General features: G+C 64.5%; 19 protein-coding genes. 12 read left to right on the top strand and 7 right to left on the bottom strand.

What is annotated here, in order from left to right; all coding sequences use genetic code 11:
• Positions 1–12: 12 nt before the first annotated feature.
• The gene (locus BLS26_RS17200) at positions 13–1233 is read left to right on the top strand and encodes a penicillin-binding protein activator (RefSeq protein ID WP_092513032.1); all 1221 of its coding nucleotides are present in this window, start codon (positions 13–15) and stop codon (positions 1231–1233) included.
• Between the two features lie 128 nt (positions 1234–1361).
• On the opposite strand, the gene hemW is transcribed toward BLS26_RS17200, so the two are convergent.
• Genes hemW through rph form a run of 3 tightly spaced genes read right to left on the bottom strand, consistent with a single transcriptional unit; the run spans position 1362 to position 3911 of the window.
• Positions 1362–2561 carry a radical SAM family heme chaperone HemW gene (gene hemW, locus BLS26_RS17195; RefSeq protein WP_092513030.1) on the bottom strand — a complete coding sequence of 400 codons (1200 nt, stop codon included), beginning with the start codon at positions 2559–2561 and terminating at the stop codon, positions 1362–1364.
• Positions 2554–3183, bottom strand: coding sequence for an RdgB/HAM1 family non-canonical purine NTP pyrophosphatase (rdgB, locus tag BLS26_RS17190; protein ID WP_092513028.1), 630 nt, complete (start codon positions 3181–3183; stop codon positions 2554–2556). Before rdgB ends, hemW begins: the two co-directional genes overlap by 8 nt.
• Positions 3184–3194: 11 nt before the next feature.
• The gene (gene rph / locus BLS26_RS17185; protein ID WP_092513026.1) at positions 3195–3911 is read right to left on the bottom strand and encodes a ribonuclease PH; all 717 of its coding nucleotides are present in this window, start codon (positions 3909–3911) and stop codon (positions 3195–3197) included.
• 158 nt (positions 3912–4069) lie between these two features.
• Between rph and hrcA the strand changes: the two genes are divergently transcribed.
• The gene (gene hrcA / locus BLS26_RS17180) at positions 4070–5158 is read left to right on the top strand and encodes a heat-inducible transcriptional repressor HrcA (RefSeq protein WP_092513024.1); all 1089 of its coding nucleotides are present in this window, start codon (positions 4070–4072) and stop codon (positions 5156–5158) included.
• Between the two features lie 98 nt (positions 5159–5256).
• The gene (gene grpE, locus BLS26_RS17175) at positions 5257–5862 is read left to right on the top strand and encodes a nucleotide exchange factor GrpE (protein ID WP_092513022.1); all 606 of its coding nucleotides are present in this window, start codon (positions 5257–5259) and stop codon (positions 5860–5862) included.
• Positions 5863–5864: 2 nt separating this feature from the next.
• Here the strand turns inward: grpE and BLS26_RS17170 are convergent, their stop codons facing one another.
• From BLS26_RS17170 to BLS26_RS17155, 4 genes are all read right to left on the bottom strand, one after another.
• Positions 5865–6299: a VOC family protein gene (locus BLS26_RS17170; RefSeq protein ID WP_092513020.1), complete on the bottom strand. Its 435-nt coding sequence runs from the start codon at positions 6297–6299 to the stop codon at positions 5865–5867.
• 71 nt (positions 6300–6370) lie between these two features.
• A complete protein-coding gene (locus tag BLS26_RS17165) occupies positions 6371–7225 on the bottom strand; it encodes an AraC family transcriptional regulator (RefSeq protein ID WP_092513018.1) in 855 nt (284 codons plus the stop codon).
• A 24-nt stretch (positions 7226–7249) separates the two neighbouring features.
• On the bottom strand, positions 7250–7981 hold the full coding sequence (gene pncA / locus BLS26_RS17160) for a bifunctional nicotinamidase/pyrazinamidase (protein ID WP_092513016.1): 732 nt from the start codon (positions 7979–7981) through the stop codon (positions 7250–7252).
• A 114-nt stretch (positions 7982–8095) separates the two neighbouring features.
• Positions 8096–9034 (bottom strand): hypothetical protein, encoded by a 939-nt coding sequence (locus BLS26_RS17155; RefSeq protein ID WP_092513014.1) that lies wholly within the window; start codon positions 9032–9034, stop codon positions 8096–8098.
• A gap of 378 nt (positions 9035–9412) precedes the next feature.
• On the opposite strand from BLS26_RS17155, the gene hisC reads away from it, so the two are divergent.
• From hisC to BLS26_RS17110, 9 genes are all read left to right on the top strand, one after another.
• Entirely contained in the window at positions 9413–10489 is a 1077-nt protein-coding gene (gene hisC / locus BLS26_RS17150) for a histidinol-phosphate transaminase (RefSeq protein ID WP_092513012.1), read from the top strand.
• A gap of 303 nt (positions 10490–10792) precedes the next feature.
• A complete protein-coding gene (dnaK, locus tag BLS26_RS17145; protein ID WP_092513010.1) occupies positions 10793–12703 on the top strand; it encodes a molecular chaperone DnaK in 1911 nt (636 codons plus the stop codon).
• Between the two features lie 138 nt (positions 12704–12841).
• Positions 12842–13981 (top strand): molecular chaperone DnaJ, encoded by a 1140-nt coding sequence (gene dnaJ / locus BLS26_RS17140; RefSeq protein WP_092513009.1) that lies wholly within the window; start codon positions 12842–12844, stop codon positions 13979–13981.
• Between the two features lie 222 nt (positions 13982–14203).
• Entirely contained in the window at positions 14204–14812 is a 609-nt protein-coding gene (locus tag BLS26_RS17135) for a class I SAM-dependent methyltransferase (protein WP_092513007.1), read from the top strand.
• 52 nt (positions 14813–14864) lie between these two features.
• Positions 14865–15443 (top strand): NADPH-dependent FMN reductase, encoded by a 579-nt coding sequence (locus BLS26_RS17130; RefSeq protein WP_092513005.1) that lies wholly within the window; start codon positions 14865–14867, stop codon positions 15441–15443.
• Positions 15444–15449: 6 nt separating this feature from the next.
• Positions 15450–16160, top strand: coding sequence for an orotidine-5'-phosphate decarboxylase (gene pyrF, locus BLS26_RS17125; protein ID WP_092513003.1), 711 nt, complete (start codon positions 15450–15452; stop codon positions 16158–16160).
• 51 nt (positions 16161–16211) lie between these two features.
• Positions 16212–16514 (top strand): DUF1330 domain-containing protein, encoded by a 303-nt coding sequence (locus tag BLS26_RS17120; protein ID WP_074821036.1) that lies wholly within the window; start codon positions 16212–16214, stop codon positions 16512–16514.
• A gap of 166 nt (positions 16515–16680) precedes the next feature.
• Positions 16681–17496 (top strand): 4-hydroxy-tetrahydrodipicolinate reductase, encoded by an 816-nt coding sequence (dapB, locus tag BLS26_RS17115; RefSeq protein ID WP_092513001.1) that lies wholly within the window; start codon positions 16681–16683, stop codon positions 17494–17496.
• A 19-nt stretch (positions 17497–17515) separates the two neighbouring features.
• Positions 17516–17920 (top strand): barstar family protein, encoded by a 405-nt coding sequence (locus BLS26_RS17110; protein WP_092512999.1) that lies wholly within the window; start codon positions 17516–17518, stop codon positions 17918–17920.
• Positions 17921–17951 lie beyond the last annotated feature (31 nt).

Genomic DNA, 17951 nt, shown 5'->3' with positions numbered 1-17951 from the left:
AGAAGAGACACGATGGTAGGGCCGCTCGATCGCAAGCCTGTAACTCCGTCCGGAGCGACCCGACGGACGGCGGTTGGCCTTATTCTCGGCGCGCCGCTGCTCGGCGCCTGCGCCGGCGTGCAGCAATCGCTCAGCCAGTTTTCCAATCCGTTCAGTTCGTCGCAACCGGATGCCGGACCCGCCGGACCGCAACAGCAACCGCTGTCGGTCGGCAACGGCCAGGTCAAGGTCGGTTTGATCCTGCCGCTGTCGGCGGCGGGCAATGCCGGCGTCGCCGCGCAATCGATGAAGAACGCCGCCGAGATGGCGCTGGCCGAGTTTCAGAACCCCAACGTCCAGCTCCTGATCAAGGATGACGGCGGCAGCCCGCAAGGCGCGCAACAAGGCACGCAGCAGGCGCTCGGCGAGGGCGCGGAAATCATCCTGGGTCCGCTGTTCGCCGCCTCGGTTCCCGCGACCGCGCAACTGACGCGCACCCGCGGCACCTCGGTCATCGCATTCTCGACCGATTCCAGCGTCGCCGGGCGCGGCGTCTATCTGTTGAGCTTTCTGCCGGAGTCCGACGTCAACCGGATCATCGATTACGCCGCGGGCACCGGCAAACGCTCGTTCGCAGCACTGGTGCCTGACAACGCCTATGGCAATGTGGTGGAAGCCGCCTTCAAGCAGGCGGTCGGCCGCAAAGGCGGCCGCGTCATCGCCTTCGAGAAATACTCCGCCGATCGTTCGGCTGCGGTGCGGACGGTGGCGGCGGCGCTCGGTTCGGCCGATGCGCTGATGATCGCCGACGACGGCGAATCCGTGGTGGCGACGGCGGATGCGCTGACCGCGGCGGGCGTTAACTTGCGCAACATCCAGTTGCTCGGCACCGGTCTGTGGGACAATCCGCGGGTGTTCGCGAGCCCGGCGCTTCAGGGCGGGCTTTATGCCGCGCCGGACCCGTCGGGCTTTCGCAGTTTCGCCGGCCGCTACCGCAGCAAATACGGCGGCGAGCCGGTGCGCACCGCGACGCTGGCCTACGACGCGGTCGCGCTGGTCGCGGCCTTGTCGCGCACCCAGGGCGCGCAACGCTTCGCGCCGGAGACGCTGACCAACCCGTCAGGCTTTGCCGGCATTGACGGGCTGTTTCGTTTCCGCTCCGACGGCACCAACGAACGCGGGCTTGCGGTGATGAAGGTTGCGACCGGCGGCGGTGTCGCGGTAGCAGGCTCGCCGAAGAGTTTTGGGGCGTAGTTTCTGTCGCCCCTGCGAACGCAGGGGCCCATAGCCACCGCTGCTAATTTTGAAGGAAGGTCTCTATCCGCGTGCCGTTTACGTGGGCCGCGGCGTATGGGTCCCTGCGTTCGCAGGGACGACAGTCCTTACGCCGCTAAATCCGCGACCACCGCATCCAGCACCGGGAACCCCGACTGCGTCACGCGCAGCCTTCCGTCGGCGTCGACGGTGATGGCGCCTTCGTCGCGCAGGATGGCGATGCGGGCGGGATCGAGCGTACGACCGGACAGCGCCGCGTAGCGCTTGGGATCGATGCCTTCGGCGAGCCGCAATCCCATCAGCAGGAATTCGTCGGCACGTTCCTCGCTGTTGAGGAGATCGTCTGTCGTGACGCCGTGACCGTTGGCCTCGACGCGCATCAGCCACGCCTCGGGACGTTTTTCGGTCGCGACCGCGTGCCTGGTGCCGTTAATGTCCAAGCGGCCATGGGCGCCAGGGCCGACGCCGGCATATTCCTCGCCGCGCCAATAGACCAGATTGTGCTTGCACTCCGCGCCTGGCCGCGCGTGGTTGGAAATCTCGTACGACGGCAGGCCGTGCGCGGCGCAGACGTCCTGCGTCACGTCGTACAGCGCGCGCGCGACCGCTTCGTCCGGCGTCTTCAGTTTGCCGGCGGCATGCAGGCCGAAGAACGGCGTGCCTTCCTCGATCGTGAGCTGGTAGAGCGACAGATGTTCGGCGGCTTCCGAAATCGCCAGCTTCAATTCGTCGGCCCACATGTCAGGGGTCTGGTCGGGGCGGGCGTAGATCAGGTCGAACGAGTAGCGGTCGAACGCGGTGCGCGCGATCGCGACCGCATCCAGCGCCTCGCGCGCGGTGTGCAGCCGGCCCAGCGCCTTCAACGAGGCGTCGTCGAGTGCCTGCACGCCGAGCGAAACGCGGTTGACGCCGGCGGCGCGATAGCCGCGGAAGCGCGTCGCTTCGACGCTGGTCGGATTGGCTTCCAGCGTCACCTCGACGTCATCGGCGACCTGCCAGTGCTTGCCGATCGCATCGAGAACCGCGCCCACGGTGTGCGGCTGCATCAGCGACGGCGTGCCGCCGCCGAGGAAGATCGAGGACACCTGCCGCCCCGGAATGCGCGCGGCCGTGGTCTCGATCTCGCGCGCAAAGGCGCTCGCAAAGCGCGCTTCGTCGATCGGTGCGTGGCGGACGTGGCTGTTGAAATCGCAATACGGGCATTTCGACAGGCAGAACGGCCAGTGCACGTAAACGCCGAACGCTTGCTTGTTTCCCTCTCCCGCTTGCGGGGGAGGGTTAGGGTGGGGGTGCTTGCCGTCAGTCAAGGCAGATCTCCGCCAGTTTGACGAAAGCGCGGGCGCGGTGCGACAGGCCCAAACCTAAAGGTGGCAATCCGTGCTTCTCGATCGAGCTCATCTCGCCGAAGGTGCGCGTATGTCCGTCGGGCTGAAACGCCGGATCGTAGCCGAAGCCGGCAGTGCCGCGCGGCGGCCACACCAAAGTTCCGTCGGCGCGCGCCTCGACCTCTTCGAGATGATCGTCGGGCCAGGCCACGCACAGCGCCGAGACGAAATGCGCCTTGCGCTGGTCCGGTGTCGTCGCCCCGCGCTCCTGCAACAGCCGTTCGATCCGCGTCATCGCCGCGGTGAAATCCTTGGTCTCGCCGGCCCAGCGCGCCGAGTAGATCCCGGGCGCGCCATCCAGCGCCTCGACCACGAGGCCGGAGTCGTCGGCAAAGGACGGAAGCCCCGAGGCCTTCGCCGCCGCAATCGCCTTGATCGCGGCGTTGGCGCGAAACGTTTCGCCGGTCTCTTCGGGCTCGCCGAGCCCGAGATCGCCCGCCGAAATCGCCTCGACCCCATGCGGCGACAGCAATTCCCGCATCTCGGCAAGCTTGCCGGGATTATGGGTTGCGATCACGAGCCTGCCGGTGATTCGACGGTGCATGATCGATCAGACTACGCGACGGCCAGTTTCTGCAAGTCCACCAGACGCGCGACACCCTTGCGCGCCAGTTCCATCAGCGCCAGGAACTCGTCCTGCGAAAACGGCGTCTTCTCGGCGGTACCCTGTACCTCGATGATGCGGCCGTCGCCGGTCATGACGAAATTGGCGTCGGTGTCGGCCTCGGAGTCCTCGGCATAGTCGAGATCGAGCACCGGGGTGCCCTTGTAGATGCCGCAGGAGATCGCCGCGACATTGTCGCGCAGCACGTTGTTGGCCTTGATCATGTTGCGGTTCTTCATCCAGGCGATGCAATCGGCCAGCGCCACCCAGGCGCCGGTGATCGAGGCGGTTCGCGTGCCGCCATCGGCCTGGATGACGTCGCAATCGACCGTGATCTGGCGCTCGCCGAGCGCTTCGAGATCGACGGCGGCGCGCAGCGAGCGGCCGATCAGGCGCTGGATTTCGACGGTACGGCCGCCTTGCTTGCCGGCGGCGGCCTCGCGGCGGGTGCGTTCCAGCGTGGCGCGCGGCAGCATGCCGTATTCGGCCGTGACCCAGCCGCGGCCCTGACCCTTCAGCCAGGGCGGCAGCCGTTCTTCCAGCGTCGCGGTGACCAGCACATGGGTGTCGCCGAACTTCACCATGCAGGAACCTTCGGCGTATTTGACCACGCCGCGTTCCAGCGACACGGGACGCAGCTGATCGGGCGCACGGCGGCTTGGCCGCATGGGGGAATCCTTTCGAAAAATCAGGCAAATCTCGGTTGCGGTGCTTGTAGGAGGGGGAACGCAGTGCGGCAAGGCTTTTTGCCCCTGTTTGGCGCTTAATGGATGCTTGTCATTGGGGTCTCGGATGGACAGATTAGGGGGGCTGAGAGGAATAGATATTGGCCCACCACGATCCGATTGGCCTGATTGCGCCGAATGCGGGGCTCGCCCAGCTCAACGAGCGCTCGCGCGACATTTTTCGTCAAATCGTCGAGAGTTACCTCACGACCGGCGAACCCGTCGGCTCGCGCAATATCTCGCGCCTGATCGCGGTGCCGCTGTCGCCGGCCTCGGTCCGCAACGTGATGTCCGACCTCGAAGCGCTCGGCCTGATCTATGCGCCGCATACCTCGGCCGGCCGGCTGCCGACCGAACTCGGCCTGCGCTTCTTCGTCGACGCCCTGATGCAGGTCGGCGATCTCACCGAAGCCGAACGCTCGTCGATCCAGACCCAGTTGGCCGCCGTCGGCCGCGCCCAGTCGGTCGAGGCCGCCTTGGGCGAAGCCCTGACGCGGCTGTCGGGACTGACCCGGGCGGCCGCGGTGGTGCTGACCGCCAAATCCAATTCGCGGCTCAAACACATCGAATTCGTCCGGCTGGAGCCGGAGCGCGCACTGGTGGTGCTGGTCGGCGAGGACGGCCAGGTCGAAAACCGCGTCCTGGTGCTGCCGCCCGGCGTTCCCTCTTCGGCGCTGACCGAGGCCACCAATTTCCTCAATTCGCGGATTCGCGGGCGAACGCTCGCCGAAGCCCGGCTGGAGCTCGAAACCGCGCTGACGCAGAGCCGCACCGAACTCGATCAACTGACGCAGAAGGTGATTTCGGCCGGCATCGCCAGCTGGTCCGGCGGCGAAACCGAGGACCGGCAGTTGATCGTGCGTGGCCACGCCAATCTGCTGGAAGACCTGCATGCGCTGGAAGATCTCGAGCGGGTCAAATCGCTGTTCGACGATCTCGAGACCAAGCGCGGCGTCATTGATCTGCTGGGCCGGGCGGAACGCGCCGAAGGCGTTAGAATCTTCATCGGATCGGAGAACAAACTGTTCTCGCTGTCCGGTTCCTCCACCATCATCGCGCCCTATAGCGACGCCTCGGGCCGTATCGTCGGCGTTCTCGGCGTGATCGGGCCGACCCGGCTCAACTATGCCCGCGTCATCCCGACCGTGGACTATGCGGCCCGGATCGTCAGCCGGATGCTGGGCGGCTGATCCACCCCCGATTAGGGTTGATTTTCGCCGCCTAAAGCACGATATCCCCGGCAGCAAATCCCCATTTGACCAGACGCGTTTTTTGAGAAGGCAGCCTTATGACCGATCCGAACCGGCCGAATGACGACGCGGCGAAAGCGGCCCCGACCGGCGAGCCCGTCGTCTCGAAGCCCTACATCATGCCCGACGATCCCGAGGAAGGGTCGGTCGAGGCCTTGACCAAGGAACTGGCTGATGCGCGCGACAAGACGCTGCGCACGCTGGCGGAGATGGAAAACCTGCGCCAGCGCACCCGGCGCGAGGTCGCCGATTCCAAAACCTACGGCATCACCGGTTTCGCGCGCGACATTCTCGATATCGCCGACAATCTGCAGCGCGCGCTCGATGCGATCCCGGTCGAGGCCAAGGAGACTGCCGATCCCGGCATCAAGGCCTTCATCGAAGGCGTCGAACTGACCGAACGCTCGCTGCTCAACACGCTGGAAAAGAACGGCGTCAAGAAGTTCGATCCGTCGGGCCAGAAGTTCGATCCGAACTTCCAGCAGGCGATGTACGAAGTGCCCGATGCCTCGGTTCCGTCAGGGACGGTGGTTCAAGTCGTGCAGGCCGGCTTCATGATCGGCGAGCGCGTGCTGCGCCCGGCGCTGGTCGGCGTGTCTAAAGGCGGCGCCAAGGCGGCGTCGGCTACCGACGCCGCGAGCTGAGCCTATCCGGCCAACGGCTTTTCGTTGACCTTCGGCCAGTAGCTGCCGAAGCTCCAGAGATTGCCTTCCGGGTCCCGGCAGGCGAAGTCACGGCTGCCGTAATCGGTATTGTGCAGTTCCATCTCGATGCTAGCGCCGGCAGCCTTGGCTTTGGCGTACAGCGCGTCCGGATCGTCGACGGCAACATAGAGTGCGTCGGTCCGGCGCGCGCCGATATCTCCGACGAGCTTGCCATATTGGTCGTCGCGGCATTGACCCAGCATCAGGATGGACGACCCGTAGGCGAGCTCGGCATGGTGCACCACGCCGTCGTTGCGGTAGACGACGCGCTCGGTGAAGCCGAAGACTTCCTTCAGCCAGCGGATCATCGCCTCGGCATCCCGGTAGCGAAGCGTGGGATAGATGCGCGGCGGCTCGATTTCATTCAGATCAGTCATGGCGAAACTCCTGCTCGACTTCACGTCGGCGCCACCATGCGCGAACCCGATGTCGCGGGCTTGAAGATTTGTTACCAGTCGGCCAAGGCTTCGTTCGGGAGTGTCAGCCGGCTGTCGGTCAATGCCAGACGCCGTGCCCAGGCCGTCGGTGACTCGCCCGCCATGGCCGCGAATTCGCGGGCGAGATGGGCCTGGTCGGCATAGCCGCACTCGGCGGCAATCCCGGCCCAGCCGTGCGCCGTCTCGGTGCGCGCCAGCCGGCAGGCCTGGTGGAAGCGCATCATGCGAGCCACGGATTTGGGCGCGAGGCCGAGCTCCGATCGAAAGCGATCGACGAGGTGCTTGCGGCTCCAGCCGATTTCCCCGGCCAGCGCAGCGATCCGCGCGCCGCCGGCGCTGTGTGCCAGCCGTCGCCACGCGAAGGCAATTTCGGCTGACGGCCGATAGGTGCAGCGGTCCGCGATGAAGTCTTCGAGCAGATCGAAACGGCGCTGCCAGTCCGGCGTGGCGCCGAGCCGCTCGCGCAACTGGCGGCCGTCGCGGCCGAGCACGTCGTCGATGTCGACCATGCGCTCGGCGAGATCGACAACGGCGCCGCCGAAGAAGCGATAGGCGCCGAGCGGCGTGAAATCCACCTGCACGCATTCGGCGGCGCCGTCCGATACGATGTGAACCGGCCCGGCATAGAGCCCCGCGGCAAAACTTGTCTGGCGGTCGGCCGCAGCGGGCTCGCGCCCGAGCGCGATCAGAAACGGCGTGCCGAGGCTGATGATCAGGGGAACCGTCAGCGGCGCGGCTTCGCGTTGGGAGAACTGGCCGCGCGCGGTCTCGCGGTAGCCGGTCATGCCCTGGATCAGCCCGGCCATGCGTTGCGACGCGCCCCGGCGGGTCAGTTCGAACGCAAGAGGTGGTCCGATGTCGGACATGCCTGCTCTCTGCGCCAGCCGGCGCTAAACAGCAATATCGCTCGACTGGATCCGCTTCACCCCCGCCTTGGCCATATCGGCCCAGGCTTTGGCCATCGAGCCCTGGTTGTCGATGCCGCGGCAGGCGTCTTCGACCACATAGGTTTCGAAGCCGGCCTTGCGCGCATCGAGCGCGGTCCATGCCACGCAAAAATCTGTCGCGAGGCCCGCCACGAACAGCCGCTTCACCTTGCGCGCCTTGAGATAAGCGGCGAGGCCCGTCGTGGTCTTGCCGTCGGCTTCGGTGAAGGCCGAATAGCTGTCGACATCCTTGTGGAAACCTTTGCGGATGACGAGCCCGGCTTGCGGGATCGCGAGATCCTTCGACAGCGCCGCGCCGTCGGTTCCCTGCACGCAGTGATCGGGCCACAGCACCTGTTTGCCGTAGGGGAGATCGACGGTTTCGAACGGCTTCTTGCCTGAATGCGATGAGGCGAACGAGATATGGCCCGGGGTGTGCCAGTCCTGCGTCATCACCACATTGGCAAAGCCCTTGGCGATGCGGTTGATGACGGGCACGACCTGCTCGCCGTCCTTCACCGCGAGGCTGCCGCCGGGCAGGAAACAGTTTTGCACGTCGATCACCAACAGCGCCGATGCGTCATCAGGTTTCATTGCAGCCGCCTCCGCCACGTCGGGGAAAAGGGTCGTCATCGCCGCCGTGCCGGCAACGATGCCCGTGAGAACTTGCCGGCGATCGAAGCTGCGGTCGAACATGGTGCATCTCCCTGTCAAAGACAGGCGTCAGCAAATCAGGTCGCCGCGAAAGCGTAAAGCGGGTTTACGCGGCGGTGCGCGATTGAATCTTCGGCATCGCCGGCGAAGCGCGGATCAGCCGCGCGGCTGAATGCCGTCGCGCACGGCGCGGAAGCGCGGGAATGCCTTGCTCCAGTCGTCGCGCGGCGAACTGCCGATGATGCGCATCGAGGTCTGGGCGCCGAACCGCAGCCACTGCACGACAGTGACCGGCGTGTTGTCCTTGCCGCTGATGGCGTCGATCCGGGTCTCAAAGCCGGGCTGGCCATCGATGCGCACCGCCTCGGACATCGTGATTTTGGCGTCGCGTACGCCGGGTATCGTGGTCGCGATCTGCTGGGCAAACCGGCCGCGATCGTCGGGGGAAGTCGGAGCGGATCCGATCAGGCCGACGATCATGAAGGGCGCTATTTCGAAGCCGGTCTTTTCGTCGCCGTCGGCGAGAATGAGGGCGGCGCCCGGCGCCAGCGTGCGGACCGTCTTGAAATTGCTGAGCTCGCTCATGTTGAACGGCATCGTCCCAAGCTGCTCCTCGACCGGAACCTGGTCGCGGATCACGGCCGTTGCAAACATCTGGCGCACGGCTTCGTCGGTATAGATCTTCGAAGCGTTTTCCGGCACCTGCACGGCGACATACCCCGAGAAGGTCGGGCCCGGCAGGATCATCGAATAGCGCCGGACATTGGTGGCGCCTTCCTTGGCATTCTCAGCGGTGTAGTAGGCAAGCCCCGTCGCGGTCTCGATGCTCTCCGGCTTGATGCCGCCGGTGCCGCCGGGATTGGCCTTGAAGGCATTGGCGACCTCGCCATAGGCTTCGACCGGCAGATCCGCGAACAGCACCTTGACCCCGTGATCTTCGGTCTCGAACCCGACAAACGTCTTTGCTTTGACGAGGCCGACCAGCGGCACCAGGCCGACCCTGGCGCCCGGCGCGAACACCGGGTCCGCGGCACGCGCAGAACAGGTGGCGGCAACAAAAAGGGCAACCGCAGCGAAATATCGAAGTGGCTTCATGAAGGATCTACCGGGTTTGCAATGAGGCCGTTCAGTGGTCGGCCGGTGCAGTGAGGGCCTTGGCGGCCTCGGTTCAGTCGGCCCGCTTTTAGCGGTTTTGATGTCCATGGAACAGGGCGGGGGTTGGCGGATCCGTAGGCAGACGGGGCTCGTCACGAAGATGAACGAACCGAACGGCAACGGGATCGGCCGGGCAGGGAGCGGTCCGGTCAAAATTTTTGCGACGTTTCCGATTGTTCTGATTTCGGTAATTTGCTCAGTATGTTATCGCAGGCGCGCCAGGCGACGCTTTCTCGGGAGTTTCGCCGGCGCCCCACTGGAACCCGAATTGCGCCGCCCTTCCTTGCCGCCCCGCGTCCGCCTAAACGAGATCACGAGATGAGCCGCTTCTGGAGCCATTTGACGCACGGCCTGACGCCCTACGTGCCGGGCGAACAGCCGCGCATGACGGAGCTGGTCAAGCTCAACACCAATGAGAATCCGATCGGCCCGTCGCCGCGCGCGCTGGACGCGATCCGGGGCGAGGCCACCGATGCGTTGCGGCTGTATCCGGACCCGCAGGCCCAGGCGCTGCGAACGGCGCTGGCCACATACCACAAGGTGAAACCCGAACAGGTGTTTGTCGGCAACGGCTCGGACGAAGTGCTGGCGCACGCTTTTGCAGCCCTGCTGAAGCACGACGCGCCGCTATTGTTCCCTGACATCACCTACAGTTTTTACCCGGTCTATTGCCGTCTGTTCGGGATCGCCTACGAGGCGGTGCCGCTCGATGCGAAGATGCAGATCCGCATTGCCGATTATCGCCAGCCCGCGGGTGCGCTGATCGTGCCCAATCCGAATGCGCCGACAGGGATCGCGTTGTCGCGCGCCGAAATCGCAACGTTGCTGGAGCAACATCCCGATGCCCCGGTGGTGATCGACGAGGCCTATGTCGATTTCGGCGCCGAGACCGCGATACCGCTGGTCGCCTCTCACCCCAATCTTCTGGTCATTCAGACCATGTCGAAATCCCGTGCGCTGGCCGGACTTCGCGTCGGCTATGCGATCGGCGATGTCGATCTGATCGAGGCGCTCAACCGCGTCAAGGACAGCTTCAACTCCTATCCGCTGGGCCGGCCGGCGCAGGCCGGCGCCATCGCCTCGCTCGGAGACGAGGCCTGGTTTCAAACGGCCCGCGCACGCGTCATCGAGGGCCGGGAGCGGCTCAATCGTGGACTGGCCCGGCTCGGCTTCGACGTGTTGCCGTCCTCCGCCAACTTCGTGTTCGCTCGTCACCCGGCGCATGCGGGCGCGGCGCTGGCCGCAGCGCTGCGGCAACGGGCGGTGATCGTCCGGCATTTTTCGGCGCCGCGTATCGCCGACTATCTGCGCATTACCGTCGGCACCGACGGGCAGATCGACCGGCTGTTGTCGGCGCTGTCGGAGATCCTCGGCCGCGAGCCGGCCGCGGCCTGACCGAGCCGTCTCGGTGTTCGTGGTCCGTTCGGCCGTGGCGCGCGGCGGCCCCTCGTGCGGCAAACATTACCGATCGCTTAATGGGGCTCAGGGCCTGAACCTGCCGCGGCCCTGAGCTGACACATTCTTTCAAACCTCAGCCTTTTCAGGCCCCAAGGTTGCGTTCAGTCCTTGCAGGCCGGACCCCCCCTCCTATATGAGGCTCACCACCGCAATATCGCGAGTATTTGATAGTTGGGGGTTCGGTTAGGAGCGCCGCTCAGGGCCCAGCCAACCTGCCGCAACAAGAAGGATATGAGGACCATGGGAAAGGTCATTGGGATCGATCTCGGCACCACCAATTCGTGCGTCGCCGTAATGGATGGCAAGACTGCGAAAGTCATCGAGAACGCCGAGGGCATGCGCACCACGCCGTCGATCGTCGCTTTCAGCGATGATGGCGAGCGCCTCGTCGGCCAGCCGGCCAAGCGCCAGGCGGTGACCAATCCCGAGCGCACCTTCTTCGCAGTGAAGCGCCTCGTCGGCCGCCGCTACGACGACCCGATGGTCGAGAAGGACAAGAAGCTCGTCCCCTACAAGATCGTCAAGGCATCGAACGGCGACGCCTGGGTCGAAGCCGACAGCAAAACCTATTCGCCTTCGCAGGTCTCCGCTTTCATCCTGCAGAAGATGAAAGAGACCGCAGAAGCTCATCTCGGCCAGAAGGTCGAGCAGGCCGTCATCACGGTTCCCGCCTACTTCAACGACGCCCAGCGCCAGGCCACCAAGGACGCCGGCAAGATCGCTGGCCTCGAAGTGCTGCGCATCATCAACGAGCCGACTGCGGCTGCGCTGGCTTACGGCCTCGACAAGTCGAAGACCGGCACCATCGCGGTGTACGATCTCGGCGGCGGCACCTTCGACGTTTCGGTTCTGGAAATCGGCGACGGCGTGTTCGAGGTGAAGTCCACCAACGGCGACACGTTCCTGGGTGGTGAAGACTTCGACATGCGGCTCGTCAGCTATCTGGCCGATGAGTTCCAGAAGGAGCAGGGCATCAACCTGCGCAACGACAAGCTTGCGTTGCAGCGCCTGAAAGAGGCCGCGGAAAAGGCCAAGATCGAACTGTCCTCGACCACGCAGACCGAAATCAATCTGCCGTTCATCACGGCCGACCAGACCGGTCCGAAGCATCTGACGATGAAGCTGACGCGCTCGAAGTTCGAGGCGCTGGTCGACGATCTCGTCCAGAAGACCATCGAGCCGTGCCGCAAGGCGCTGAAGGATGCAGGCCTCACCGCCGCTGAAATCGGCGAAGTGGTGCTGGTCGGCGGCATGACCCGCATGCCGAAGGTGCAGGAAGTGGTGAAGCAGTTGTTCGGCAAGGAGCCGCACAAGGGCGTCAACCCGGACGAAGTCGTCGCCATCGGTGCGGCGATCCAGGCCGGCGTGCTGCAAGGCGACGTCAAGGACGTGCTGCTGCTCGACGTGACCCCGCTCTCGCTCGGCATCGAAACGCTGGGCGGCGTGTTCACCCGCATCATCGACCGCAACACCACGATCCCGACCAAGAAGAGCCAGGTGTTCTCGACCGCCGAGGACAACCAGAACGCCGTCACCATCCGCGTCTTCCAGGGCGAGCGCGAAATGGCGGCCGACAACAAGGTGCTCGGCCAGTTCGACCTGATGGGCATTCCGCCGTCGCCGCGCGGCATGCCGCAGATCGAGGTGACGTTCGACATCGACGCCAACGGCATCGTCAACGTCTCGGCCAAGGACAAGGCGACCGGCAAGGAACAGCAGATCCGGATTCAGGCGTCCGGCGGTCTGTCCGACGCCGACATCCAGAAGATGGTCAAGGACGCCGAGGCCAATGCGGCCGAGGACAAGAAGCGCCGCGAGGCTGTTGACGCCAAGAACCATGCCGACGCGCTGGTGCACTCCACCGAGAAGGCGCTGGCCGAACACGGTTCGAAGGTCGAGGACGCCGAGCGTCGCGCCATCGAGGACGCCGTCAGCGATCTGAAGGAAGCGCTGAAGGGCGACGATGCCGAGGCCATCAAGACCAAGACCAACACGCTGGCGCAGGCTTCGATGAAGCTCGGCGAGGCCATGTACAAGCAGCAGGCCGAAGCCGACGCGGCCAAGGACGCCGCCAAGGATGACGTGGTCGACGCGGAGTTCACCGAGGTCGACGACGACAAGGACGACAAGCACAACAAGAAGTCGGCGTAAGCGGGCGATCGATCATGACCCCCATACCAAAGAGCGCGAAGCTGCGTCTCGATGGATGGGGGTCATTTTTCTTTAAGCCGAAGGCGGCATCTTTGGACGCTGCTTCGGCGTGAAGACGAATTCGGGCGGGTTTGACTGATGTCCACCACCAAGCGCTGCTATTACGAAACCCTGGAAGTCGAACGGACCGCGGACGATTCGAAGCTCAAGGCGGCGTTCCGCAAGCTCGCGATGAAATGGCATCCGGACAAGAATCCGGGCGATGCCTCGAGCGAAGTGAAGTTCAAGGAAATCAACGAAGCCTACGAGGTCCTCAAGGACGGCGACAAGCGCGCCGCCTATGACCGCTATGGCCATGCCGCGTTCGAGCAGGGCATGGGCGGCGGTGGTCCCGGATTCGGCGCCGGCTTCGCCTCGTCCTTCTCCGATATTTTCGAAGACCTGTTCGGCATGGCCGGCCAGCGCGGTGGCCGCGGCGGCGGTCGCGAGCGTGGCGCCGACCTGCGCTACAACATGGAAATCACGCTGGAAGAAGCTTTTCAGGGCAAGACCGCGCAGATCGAGATTCCGGTCTCGGTTACCTGCGAGCCCTGTTCGGGCACCGGCGCCAAGGCCGGTACCAAGCCGAAGACCTGCTCGATGTGCGGCGGCGCCGGCCGGGTCCGCCAGGCCCAGGGCTTCTTCACCCTGGAACGCACCTGCCCGACCTGTCAGGGCCGCGGCCAGATGATCGAGGACGCCTGCCCGGGCTGCTCCGGTTCGGGGCGGGTCACGCGCGACCGCACGCTGTCGGTCAACATCCCCCAGGGCGTCGAGGACGGCACCCGCATCCGGCTCGCTGGCGAAGGCGAGGCCGGCGTCCGTGGCGGACCGCCCGGCGACCTCTATATTTTCCTGTCGCTGTCGACCCACGAATTCTTCCAGCGCGACGGCGCCGACCTGCATTGCCGGGTTCCAATCTCGATGGTGGCGGCAGCGCTTGGCGGCGAATTCGAGGTTCCGACCATCGACAAGGGCAAGACCAAGGTCAAAGTGCCGCCGGGAACGCAGTCCGGCCGCCGCTTCCGCATTGCATCGAAGGGTATGCCGGTGCTGCGGTCGCGCCAGACCGGTGACATGTACGTCCAGGTCATGGTCGAAACGCCGCAGAATCTGACCAAGAAGCAGCAGGAATTGCTGTCCGAGTTCGAAAAGCTGTCGTCCGGCGCAACCCAGCCGGAAGCCGCGGGCTTCTTCACCAAGGTCAAGGACTTCTTCGGCACCCGTGCCGGCTCGTAAGCGAATCGCCCCAACACGACCGGCGGTTGTGACGCGGCGAACCGCTGACCAATCTTGGCGCCGAATAATCCAGGCCGCGCAGGGCTTTATTCAGGAAACGCCGGCACTTTGTCGGACCGGCCACGTTACCGTTTGGCTTGACCGTTTCTGATCTGACCTATACGTCTTTATGACTGTTTTCTGACATCCCCCGTTTAGTTGCGGGTCCCGCCTGGTAGCGACATGCCTTTGCAATCGTCCGTGCGTGCGTTGAAGTTGAAGAAGCCTCTCCGTCTCGACGACGAGGTTCGCTTCCTACGTTCATGGATCGAGAAGCCGCTGCACATGGGCGCGGTGATGCCGTCGAGCAAGCTGCTGGCCCGGACCATGGCGCAGTATGTCGATGTCGACTCCACCGGACCTGTCGTCGAACTCGGACCCGGCACCGGTGCGATCACCAATGCGCTGATCGAACATGGCGTCGATCAAAAGCGGCTGGTGCTGGTCGAATATAATCCGGGCTTCTGCGCGCTGCTGCGCGACCGCTATCCGCAGGCCAGGGTAGTGCAGGGCGATGCCTATGCGCTGCACGACTCGCTTGGCGGCGTGCTGGATGCGCCGGCCTCCGCAGTGGTCTCCGGGCTTCCGCTCGTCACCAAACCGATGCTGATGCGCCTGAAACTGATCCGCGACGCCTTTGTGGCGCTGGCGCCGGGCGCGCCCTTCGTCCAGTTCACCTATTCGGTCGCGCCGCCGATCCCGAAATCGCTGCCCGGCGTGTCCACAGAAGCTTCCGAGCGGATCTGGATGAACCTTCCGCCCGCCCGGGTCTGGGTGTATCGCAAGCGTTAACTTGCCGCGTATTCGCGTGGCAGGGTCTGCCTCCGAGTACGATTTCTAAAAAATGTCCGCGCTGAAAATCCTCGTGATCCCGGGATCGCTACGATCAGGCTCGCTCAATGCGAAGCTGGCCGCTGTGGCTGCCCATGAATTCGCGCAGATGGGCGCCGAGGTTACCCGGATCTCGCTGTCGGATTTTCCGTTGCCGATCTATGACGGCGACCTGCAGGCGAAATCCGGCGTGCCCAAACATGCTGTCAATTTGAAGCGGATGATCGGCGCGCATCATGGCGTGCTGATCGTGACGCCGGAATATAATTCCTCGGTGCCGGCGCTGGTCAAGAACACCATCGACTGGGTGAGCCGGGTGCAGGACGCGCATGAGAGCCGCGGCGACGTGTTCAAAGGCCGCGTGTTTGCGATCGCGGCCGCCTCCGGCGGGCGGCTCGGCGGCAGCCGCGCGCTGGCGGCGCTGCGGCTGATCCTGACGGCCTGCCACGCCACCGTGATCCCGAACCAGCTCGCGGTGTCGTTTGCCGACCAGGCCTATGACGAGATGGACCACCTGAAGAACACTGCCGACAGCGAGGCGCTGAAAGCGCTGGCGCGGCAGTTGATCGACATTTCCCAACGCATGATGTGAGGTGACATGCAGCCAGCCAAGATCGCTCCCCGCGACCGCCTGATTGTGCCGCTCGATCTGCCCGGTATTGCCGAGGCCGAAGCGATGGTGGCGCGGCTCGGCGACAGCGTGACCTTCTACAAGATCGGCTACCAGCTCGCTTATGCCGGCGGGTTGCCGCTGGTCAGCCGGCTCACGGGCGCGGGCAAGAAGGTGTTCGTCGATCTCAAGCTGCACGACATTGGCAACACGGTGGCGCGCGGTGTCGAGAGCGTCGCCAAGCTTGGCGCGACGTTCCTCACCGTGCACGCCTATCCGCAGACCATGAAGGCCGCGGTTGAGGGACGCGCGGGATCGGGCCTGAAAATTCTCGCAGTCACCGTGCTGACCTCCTACGACGACGGCGATCTCCACGCCGCCGGCTACCGGCTCAATGTCGCCGATCTGGTCGAGGCGCGCGCGCAGCAGGCGCAGGTGCTCGGCGTCGACGGGCTGGTCTGCTCGCCCGAGGAAGCGGCCAGCGTGCGCAAGATCGTCGGCCACCAGATGAACCTGGTGACCCCTGGGATCCGGCCCGCCGGCGCCGATGTCGGCGACCAGAAGCGGATCATGACGCCGGCGCGTGCGATCGCGGCCGGCGCCGATTATCTGGTGGTCGGCCGGCCGATTACGGGTGCCGCCGATCCCAGGGCTGCGGCGGATGCCATCCAGGCGGAAATCGCGCAGGCGCTGGCATAGCGGTTTCGAAGAAAGCGCGTCAAACAAGCGATCACAAAAGGGAGAGAGCGAATGGCAAAGGGATACTGGATTGCGCGCGTCGACGTTCACAATGACGAAGGCTACAAGCCCTATGCGCTGGCAAACCCGGGCATCTTCCAGAAATTCGGCGGGCGGTTCATCGTGCGCGGCGGCAAATTCACCGGCGCCGAGGGCGAGAGCCGCTCGCGCAACGTCGTGATCGAGTTTCCCGACTACGAGGCTGCGATGGCCTGTTATCGCTCGCCCGAATACCAGGCCAACATCAAGGTCCGGCAGCCGCATTCGATCGCCGATCTCGTGATTATCGAGGGCTATGACGGCCCGCAGCCGTAGAATTCGATTCTTCCGTCATGGCCGGGCTTGACCCGGCCATCCGCGTCTTCCTGCTCGTTCGTAGCAAGGCGTGGATGCCCGGGACGAGCCCGGGCATGACGAGTAGCGGGCTCAATCGGTTGCCGGAACGGTCTCGCCCCGCTATAGGGCGTGAAGAGGTGAAGCCATGGCCGACATGCGTTTGATCGTTGCGGGAGCCGGCGGCCGGATGGGCCGCGCGCTGGTGCGGGTGATTTCGGAGACGCCGGGCGCGGTCGTTGCCGGCGCGCTGGAAGCGCCAGGCTCGGCCCTGCTGGGCAAGGATGCCGGCGTGCTCGCCGGCCTTCCGGCCAACGGCGTCGAGCTGTCGGCGGACCTGTGGAAACTGTCGGCCAACGCCGACGCCATCCTCGATTTCACCGTGCCCGCCGCCACCATCGCCAATGTCGCGATCGCCGCTGAACGCGGCCTGGTGCACATCGTCGGCACCACAGGACTTTCCGCTTCCGACATGGCCGTGATCAAGAGCGTGACGCAGCGCGCGGTGGTCGTACAGTCGGGCAATATGAGCCTTGGCGTGAATTTGCTCGCCGCTTTGGTCAAGCGGGTGGCGCAGTCACTCGATGAAAGCTTCGACATCGAGATCGTCGAAATGCACCACAAGGCCAAGATCGACGCGCCGTCCGGCACCGCCTTCCTGCTCGGCGAGGCGGCCGCTGCCGGCCGTGGCGTTGACCTGCATACTCATTCGGCGCGCGGCCGCGACGGCCATACCGGCGCGCGGCGCCCCGGCGACATCGGCTTTGCATCGCTGCGCGGCGGCACCGTCACCGGCGACCACAGCGTTATCTTTGCCGGGGCGATGGAGCGCATCGAGCTGACGCACCGCGCCGAGGACCGCACCATGTTCGCGCAAGGCGCGGTCAAGGCGGCGCTATGGGCGCATGGCAAGAAGCCCGGCTTCTACACCATGACCGACGTGCTCGGACTGACTGACTTCTAGGGTTCGGAAAAGATCGTCGGTGAAAAAGGTCTACGAAATAGACGGAACCAAATTTGATGATCTCGAGACGTTTTACGACCACATAGGTGAGGTTCTAATTCCTCGCCATCAATGGGGAAGAAATCTGGACGCCTTTAATGACATTTTGCGGGGTGGCTTCGGAACGCCTGACGATGGTTTCGTCGTAACGTGGAAGAATTCTGGTCGATCTCAACAAAAGCTGGGATTTCCGGAAACAGTCCGATACATCGAGCACAAACTCACTAGATGTCATCCGGAAAATCGTGAGAGCGTCAAAAAAGACCTTTTGCTTGCACAACAGCGGAAGGGACCAACTCTTTTCGAAATCTTGACGGACATCATTCGCGAACATGGATCGGGAGGCAGTGAGGCAGTAGACGGTGTTGAGTTGATACTAACTTAGGAAAGATGCCCGGCTCCTGCACCATGACCGA

Origin of the sequence: Afipia sp. GAS231 (assembly GCF_900103365.1) — a bacterium.
Taxonomy (GTDB): Bacteria; Pseudomonadota; Alphaproteobacteria; order Rhizobiales; family Xanthobacteraceae; genus Bradyrhizobium.
This window is presented reverse-complemented; position numbering and strand designations above follow the sequence as displayed.